Source organism: Enterobacter cloacae complex sp. OE43NF (assembly GCF_023544405.1).
Classification (GTDB): Bacteria; Pseudomonadota; Gammaproteobacteria; order Enterobacterales; family Enterobacteriaceae; genus Enterobacter; species Enterobacter cloacae.
Genome location: NZ_JAMJFW010000038.1, coordinates 39,861 through 46,137, shown reverse-complemented (window position 1 = coordinate 46,137; position 6,277 = coordinate 39,861). Strand labels below are relative to the sequence as shown.

At 55.9% G+C, this 6,277-nt stretch carries 6 protein-coding genes; 2 read left to right on the top strand and 4 right to left on the bottom strand.

The window, feature by feature from the left end; genetic code table 11:
• Positions 1 to 74: 74 nt before the first annotated feature.
• Both M8370_RS17055 and M8370_RS17050 read right to left on the bottom strand, forming a co-directional pair.
• Positions 75 to 1,055, bottom strand: coding sequence for a nickel/cobalt transporter (locus tag M8370_RS17055; RefSeq protein ID WP_048972594.1), 981 nt, complete (start codon positions 1,053 to 1,055; stop codon positions 75 to 77).
• On the bottom strand, positions 1,046 to 1,684 hold the full coding sequence (locus M8370_RS17050) for a DUF1007 family protein (RefSeq protein ID WP_023620117.1): 639 nt from the start codon (positions 1,682 to 1,684) through the stop codon (positions 1,046 to 1,048). The genes M8370_RS17055 and M8370_RS17050 overlap by 10 nt, the downstream gene beginning before the upstream one ends.
• A 125-nt stretch (positions 1,685 to 1,809) precedes the next feature.
• On the opposite strand from M8370_RS17050, the gene csiE reads away from it, so the two are divergent.
• A complete protein-coding gene (gene csiE, locus M8370_RS17045; protein WP_045293500.1) occupies positions 1,810 to 3,087 on the top strand; it encodes a stationary phase inducible protein CsiE in 1,278 nt (425 codons plus the stop codon).
• Here the strand turns inward: csiE and M8370_RS17040 are convergent, their stop codons facing one another.
• Positions 3,088 to 4,227: a 3-phenylpropionate MFS transporter gene (locus M8370_RS17040; RefSeq protein ID WP_020690043.1), complete on the bottom strand. Its 1,140-nt coding sequence runs from the start codon at positions 4,225 to 4,227 to the stop codon at positions 3,088 to 3,090.
• A gap of 172 nt (positions 4,228 to 4,399) precedes the next feature.
• On the opposite strand from M8370_RS17040, the gene M8370_RS17035 reads away from it, so the two are divergent.
• Positions 4,400 to 4,822 (top strand): DoxX family protein, encoded by a 423-nt coding sequence (locus M8370_RS17035; protein ID WP_013098301.1) that lies wholly within the window; start codon positions 4,400 to 4,402, stop codon positions 4,820 to 4,822.
• A gap of 55 nt (positions 4,823 to 4,877) precedes the next feature.
• On the opposite strand, the gene glyA is transcribed toward M8370_RS17035, so the two are convergent.
• Positions 4,878 to 6,131, bottom strand: a complete 1,254-nt coding sequence (glyA, locus tag M8370_RS17030; protein ID WP_013098302.1) for a serine hydroxymethyltransferase — start codon at positions 6,129 to 6,131, stop codon at positions 4,878 to 4,880.
• Positions 6,132 to 6,277: the final 146 nt, after the last annotated feature.

Genomic DNA, 6,277 nt, shown 5'->3' with positions numbered 1-6,277 from the left:
TGCATGACCATATTACTGGGGATCCCTCAGCCCGGTGGGAGAGGGTCAGGGTGAGGGCATCAGACCGCACCCTACTAAAACGGCCGTAATCCCCTTCCCACCGGCACCGCACTCATCCACATCGTCACCGCCGCTACCAGCAGAATCACCCCGCCCGCCAGCGCGAGCGTCGTCCAGCCTACCTGTCGCCACAGCACCGGCGTCTTATTGCCGCTGAGTTTTACCGCCAGTTGACGGAAGCTGTGAACCAGTAATGCCAGTGACGAAATGGTCAGGGACGTTCCTGCCGCCATAGCCAGCGCAGAGAGCATGCCCCAGCCGAATACGCCAATCACTTTGCTGAACAGCAGCACCATGATTGCGCCTGAACATGGTCGCATCCCCATTGAAAGAACAATCATCACCCGCGCACGCCAGTCGTCGCCGCTCTGCAACTGCGCCTGCGTAGGCAGATGCTGATGTCCGCAGCCGCAGTGGGCATCATGGACATGATGTGGCGTAAAGGATTTGAAGGTTGGCTTTTGCAGCAGTACGCGCAGTTTTTTCAGCGCCCGCCAGCAGAGGATCCCCCCCAGCACGCCCACCAGCGCATAACTTCCCTTCTCCAGCCAGAAACTGCTCAGGTGCAGCTGACGAGCGGGAAGCTGTAACAGCGAGAGGACGACCACTACCAGCCCGATAGCGACGCCGCCCTGCAGCAGCGAAGAGGCCAGCGTCAGACCGATGCTCGATTTCAGCTTCGAGGGATGCGTGGCAAGCCAGGTAGCGATCACAATCTTGCCATGCCCCGGCCCCAGCGCATGCAGCACCCCGTAGACAAAACTGAATGCCAGCAGGGAACCACCTGCTTTTGTCGGGTTATCCGCCACCGCCTTGAGTAACCCGCTCATCTGCTGGTTAACGTCACGCTGCCAGAGAATGCTTTTCATCATAACCTGCGGCCAGGCCTGCCATAACCACAGCGCGCCGCACACGGCCAGCAATAAAAAGAGCGCCAGCGGCCAGAGATGAAGCCAGCGACGTGGTTTGCGGGCGGAAGAGGCGATCACTGACATTGTAACGTCACCTGCTGTGCAAACTGTTTACCCAGTTCCATATCTTCAGGAGGGGCATCCTCTTTATCCAGAGAGACGGCGAAGTTGAGCGTCTCTTCGCTGGGTTTTGGCGTATGAACAGCGAGTTTGCAGGATTTTTGCAGGGTAGTCGGTAGCGTCACGTCACTCTCCTTCGCATAGCTCATATCGACGTAATAGGTGGGGTCGAAGGTGGAAAAGGTATACGTCTGTCCTGCCAGCGGCTGAGGATGCGCCAGCGGGAGAACAAACGTCAGCACCGCCTGATGACCGTCGCGCGACATGCCGTACTCCGTCGGGCGATTCATAAACTTCACCTTTTGTCCGTTATGCCAGAACTCGGTGAAGTAGTGCTGTCCCAGCACGTTGGCCATGACCTCCGCCGCCAGCTTTTTCCAGATCTCATCGCCTGGCTTTGCATTTCCCGCGTCATACAGGAGATCGGCCGAGGTGATTTCATCCATCGTCCAGCGCATTTTCAGGCCACTCAACTGGGTTCCGTCAGTCACCAGCTCGGTTTTGAGACTGATAAAACTGTGAGGATGCGCGCCGGCGGTGAAAGTGATAACCGCCAAAAATAACGCCATCGCGCTGTGTTTAACTGTTTGCATCAATTCCTCACGTCAAAAATTCTGTGATGTTCGCCAGCAATCCTGAGTGAAAGGGCTGCCGGTACGCTTTTCAGCGTCGATCCTTTAGCTATTCTTACCAGACATTCACACTGGATACCCAACAGATGATGACAACGCTTGAAATTCCATCTGTGCTTTCCAGTTCGCAGCGCCGCTGCCAGGTGCTTTTGATGCTTTACCTGCCCGATGCTGCCGTCACCGCACAGAGCATAATCGCAACCAACGGCGTGGACGACGCCATGGCACGGCAAGATATAGCCGAGACGCGCGATGAAATCCAGCGCTATCACCGGCTGGACATTGTCACGCACCATGACGGCAGCTACCGGATTGAAGGCACGGTCCTGAATCAGCGTTTATGTCTGCTGCACTGGCTGCGCAGGGCGCTCCGCCTGTGCCCACATTTTGTTTCGCAACAGTTTACCCCGGCGCTTAAAACCGCGCTTAAACAGCAGGGCATCGCGCGTCCGCTTTATGACGATACGAATCTGCGGGCGTTGATCAGCTTCTGTTCCCGAAAGCTACAGCGCCCCTTTGACTGCCGTGACGTGCAGTTTTTACAGCTCTTCTTGCAGTATTGTCTGATCCAGCATCACCTGGGCAATACGCCGCAGTTTTCCCCCGTTCAGCGCAACTGGACACAGTCGCGAGGGGAATACTTTACGGCGCAGGAAATTGTGCGTCACTGGAAACGCCGCGTGCCGCAGGGAACCCACAGCGACGAACAACTGTTCCTCGCGCTGCTGTTTATGATGCTGCGCACGCCCGATCCGGTGCTCGATAAACATCAGCAGGATCAGCGTCTGCGCCGGGCCATCGTGCGGATGATTGCCCGTTTTCGCGCCCAGACAGGAATGAACTTCAGCGATGAACAAGGGCTGACCGATCAGCTCTACGTTCATCTGGCACAGGCGCTGGACCGGTCGCTGTTTGAGATCGGCATCGACAACAGCCTGCCAGAAGAGATCCATCGCCTTTACCCCCGTCTGTTACGCACCACCAAGGAGGCGTTGTTTGAGCTGGAAGCGGAGTTTGGCCTGCGTTTTTCTGATGAAGAGATGAGTCTGGTGGCGGTGATTTTTGGCGCCTGGCTGATGCAGGAGACCGATCTGCACGAAAAACAGGTGGTGTTATTAACCGGAGAGGACAAATCCTGTGAAGAGGTGATTGAACAACAGCTGCGCGAACTAACGCTGCTGCCGCTCAATATTCGTTATCTGACGCTGCAGGCTTTTCAGAAAGAGGGGGCTCCGCGCGAAGCGGCGCTGGTCATTACCCCTTACCCCACCGCCCTGCCCCTGTTCTCACCGCCGCTGATCCACGCTGTGGAATCGCTGAACGCACAGCAGCAAGAACATATTCGCGCCATGCTGGAATCGTAGTCAGGCGCGCGCGGCCACTTTCGGGCGAATAAACATCGCCGGTAGCGCGACCAGTGCCATTACCCAGAACACGCCGTGTCCCAGATGTTGATACAGGAAGCCCGCAAAGACCGTCATCACGGCAATGCTGCCGCCCATCGCCACCGCAGAATAGACCGCCTGCAAGCGAATCACATCCCCGCCTTCACGCGCGGCGATATAGCGCATGGCCGCCAGATGGCAGACGGTAAAGGTGCCGCAGTGCAGAATTTGCGCCACGATCAGCCAGGGCAGTTCGGTCGTCCAGCCCATAATGCCCCACCGCGCCACGCCACACACGGCGGAGAGCAGCAGCAGGTCGCGCGCGCCGAAGCGGCGGAACAGTTTCTTGCTGAGCGCAAAGATAATCACTTCGGCCACCACGCCAAGCGACCACAGGTAGCCCACGGCAGAGGCAGAGTAACCGGCGCCCTGCCAGTAAATGGCGCTGAAGCCGTAATACGCCGCGTGCGCCCCCTGAAGCAGGCAGACGCAGGCCAGAAAACGCCAGCTTTGCGCCACCAGGCTTCGCCAGGCGGGCCAGCCTGCGCTTTCCTGATGGCGACTTTCGCCTTGCGGCATGACTGACGGTCGCAGCAGCATGCCCAGCAACATCGAGGCGATACCGATGCTTAGCAGGGCCAGAATGGCGTGGTAATCGTAAAGGCTGACCAGTTTCCCCACCAGCGCAGAGCCAATCACAAACGCAATGGAGCCCCACAGGCGCACGCGACCGTAGTCCATGGTGATCTGCTTTTGCCAGGTGTTTGCCAGGGCGTCCGTCAGGGGAACCAGCGGGGAGAAGAACAGGTTAAAGCCGACCATCACCACCATCAGCCAGGCAAACTGATGGCTGACCCAGAAGCAGGCCACAAAGACCAGCGTTAACAGGGCAAGAATACGCACCGCTTTGATGAGTAAGGAGGGATCGCTGACGCGCGGTGCAATCAGCAGGCTGCCAAGGAAACGCGCCACCAGCCCCGCCCCCAGCAGGACACCGATGGTTTCCGGAGTAAGGCCAATTCCCTTGAGCCAGACGCTCCAGAAAGGCAGAAAAATACCGTAACTAAAGAAATAGGTGAAATAGCTGAGCGCCAGCCAGCGCGTGGAATGCAAGACCATGAATCCCTCCCGAAATGGAGGCCATAGTCTGGCGAGAATATAAAAATTAAGCAAGTAGATAGCCTGCTATAAATTAACGAAAAATTAACATTCCATGCAATCGTCTGGCTTATGGCAGGGAACGAAAATGTGTATTACGTTTAAATTACTCCACTTGCAGAGGTTTTCTGCCATGAACTCACTTCGCTATTTCGATTTCGGTCAGTCACGCCACCTGTTGTTGTTGATTGCCCGTATCGCGCTTGTCGTACTCTTTATTATTTTCGGCTATCCAAAACTGACGGGGTTTAACGGCACCGTACAATATATGACGTCGCTTGGCGCGCCAATGCCCATGCTGGCGGCCATTATCGCCGTGGTGATGGAAGTCCCTGCCGCCATCCTGATCGTGCTGGGCTTTTTCACCCGCCCTCTCGCCGTACTGTTTGTGTTCTACACGCTGGGCACGGCAGTAATTGGTCACCATTACTGGGACATGACCGGGGATGCGGTTGTGCCGAATATGATTAATTTCTACAAGAACGTCAGTATTGCGGGCGCATTTATCCTGCTGGCCATTGTGGGACCGGGAGCAATATCCCTCGACCGACGTTAAGACATAAAAAAAGGCCGCAAACGCGGCCTTTTTTTATTTCTTCTAAGCAGAAGAATTATGCGTATACCGGGAAGCGTGCGCAGATATCCAGAACTTTCGCTTTTACGCGCTCAATAACCGCTTCGTCATTGATGTTGTCCAGAACGTCACACATCCAGCCAGCCAGCTCTTTCACTTCCGCTTCTTTGAAACCGCGGCGAGTAACAGCCGGAGAACCGATACGGATACCGGAGGTCACGAACGGACTCTTCGGATCGTTTGGTACGCTGTTTTTGTTCACGGTGATGTTGGCGCGGCCCAGGGCGGCGTCAGCTTCTTTACCGGTCAGGTTCTTATCAACCAGATCCAGCAGGAACAGGTGGTTTTCAGTACCGCCGGACACCACTTTGTAACCACGGTTCAGGAACACTTCCACCATCGCTTTGGCGTTTTTGGCAACCTGCTGCTGGTAGACTTTGAACTCTGGCTCCATCGCTTCTTTCAGCGCGACGGCTTTTGCCGCGATCACGTGCATCAGCGGGCCGCCCTGTGCGCTTGGGAACACAGCGGAGTTCAGTTTTTTGTACAGCTCTTCATCGCCGCCTTTCGCCAGGATCAGGCCACCGCGTGGACCCGCCAGGGTTTTGTGCGTGGTGGTGGTCACAACGTGAGCATGAGGAACCGGGTTCGGGTAAACGCCTGCGGCGATAAGACCGGCAACGTGCGCCATATCCACGAACAGGTAAGCACCGATGCTGTCTGCGATTTCACGCATTTTTGCCCAGTCAACGATACCGGAGTAAGCAGAGAAACCACCGATGATCATCTTCGGCTTGTGCTCTTTAGCCTGCTTCGCCATGTCTTCGTAGTCAATTTTGCCTGACTCATCAATACCGTAAGGGATGATGTTGTACAGTTTGCCAGAGAAGTTTACCGGGGAGCCGTGAGTCAGGTGACCGCCCTGCGCCAGGTTCATACCCAAAACGGTATCGCCCGGCTGCAGCAGCGCGGTGTAGACCGCGAAGTTTGCCTGAGAGCCGGAGTGCGGCTGGACGTTCGCGTAGTCAGCGCCAAAGAGTTCTTTCGCACGGTCAATCGCCAGTTGCTCAACGATATCAACGTACTCGCAACCGCCGTAGTAGCGCTTGCCCGGGTAACCTTCAGCATATTTGTTGGTCAGCTGAGAACCCTGCGCCTGCATGACGCGCGGGCTGGTGTAGTTCTCGGAGGCGATCAGTTCGATGTGCTCTTCCTGACGTACTTTTTCCTGCTCCATAGCCTGCCACAGTTCGGCATCATAATCGGCAATGTTCATTTCACGCTTTAACATCCGCATCTCCTGACTCAGCTAACAAGTAAAATTTGGCCTGAAAAGGCAGTCCTGTTGGACGACGGGCAACAGTATAACTGAATAGTTCTGTGATAACAGGTCTTGACAAACGATTTTACGCAAACGTTTTCCTTCACGCCACGCAA